We start from the raw sequence: 1,383 nt of genomic DNA on the forward strand, positions 1-1,383 counted from the left end.
GATGGTCTGGGTGGCGTGCTCCGCTTCTTCACGGGCCTGAAGGATCAGCCCGTGGTGCTCCGATTTGCTGCACACCGGGTCGGCATTGCTGGCATCCCCGGTCAGCATGAACGCCTGGCAGCGGCAGCCGCCGAAGTCCACGGTCCGCAGTTCGCAGCTGCGGCAGGGATCGCGCATCCACCCCTGTCCGCGGTAGCGGTTGAAGGCCGCCGACTCCCGCCAGATCCAGTCCAGTTGGTGGTCCTTGACGTTCGGCGCGTCGGGTCCGACGAGCTCACCGGCGGCCGGGCACGGGAGCGCCGTGCCGTCCGGGGTGACGGTCAGCGAGATCGCTCCCCAGCCGCCCATGCAGGGCTTCGCGATGCCGTCCACGTAGTCGGGCGCCACCCACACCAGCTCCATGTGCCCCGCGAGCCGCTCCCGCCACCGCTCGACGCGCTCGCGGGCCCGCGCGACCTGGGCGCGGTCAGGGAGCAGCGCCTCCCGGTTGCGCAGCGCCCAGCCGTAGAACTGCGTGTTGGCCAGCTCGATCCGGTCGGCGCCCCAGGCGAGACCCAACTCCACAAGGCCGTCGAGCGCGTCGAGATTGGCGCGGTGCAGTACGGCGTTGAGACCGAGCGGCAGATCCGCCGCCCGCACGAGCCCTGCCGCCCGCTCCTTGGCGGTGAACGCCCTTGCTCCCGCGATGAGTTCGGCCCTCTCCGGATCGGCATGCTGCACGGACAGCTGAACGCTGCGCAGGCCCGCGCCGACGAGAGCCTCAAGGCGCGCTTCGTGCAGTCCGACGCCGCTGGTCACGAGCTGCGTGTGGATCCCGGCCGAGTCGGCGGCCGTGACGATCTCGGCGAGGTCGCGGCGCAGGAGGGGCTCACCGCCGGACAGGTGCGTCTGCACGACACCGATGTCCGCGGCCTGGCGCATGACGCCGCCCCACTGCTCGGCGGTCAACTCCCGTGTGCGCGAGACCAGTTCGGTGGGATTGGAACAGTAGGCACACCGCAGCGGGCACCCGTGTGTGAGCTCGGCGAGCAGAGCCCACGGCGGTTCCACGGAACGAGGGGACTCCGTCACCGAAGCCACCCCTCCGCCCGCAGGGCCGCGAGGAACCGCGGCACGTCATCGGCCACCGCCGCGCCAGGATGCCGCCGCTCCAACTCGCCCACGATCGCGGTGACTTCGCGCTTCCCGTCGCACAGCTCCACGATGCTCCCGGCCGACCCGCGCAGCACGACCACCCGCTCGGGCAGCACCAGGAGGTCGACGCCGCGCACCCGGTCGTGCCGCAGGACCACGGAGCGCGCCGGCGCCGGCCGCCAGTCGAGGCGTACCGCCGCACTCATCCGCCGCACCCCGGCCCCCGGTCGACCGCGTCGAGCAGCGTCC

2 protein-coding genes are annotated in these 1,383 nt (G+C 72.5%); both read right to left on the bottom strand.

The annotated features are described in order from the left end of the window. Positions 1-1,050: pyrroloquinoline quinone biosynthesis protein PqqE (pqqE, locus tag ACZ5CR_RS45290; RefSeq protein ID WP_468869534.1), on the bottom strand; the 1,050-nt coding region annotated here is incomplete at its 3' end. Between the two features lie 17 nt (positions 1,051-1,067). Beyond that, positions 1,068-1,340, bottom strand: a complete 273-nt coding sequence (gene pqqD / locus ACZ5CR_RS45295; protein ID WP_468869539.1) for a pyrroloquinoline quinone biosynthesis peptide chaperone PqqD — start codon at positions 1,338-1,340, stop codon at positions 1,068-1,070. Positions 1,341-1,383 lie beyond the last annotated feature (43 nt).

It is taken from the genome of Streptomyces sp. NPDC031274, assembly GCF_055570235.1.

What these genes read in the sequence shown, in the direction of transcription:
- pqqD (WP_468869539.1), bottom strand. Translation starts at nt 1,340, where the DNA reads ATGAGTGCGGCGGTACGCCTCGACTGGCGGCCGGCGCCGGCGCGCTCC.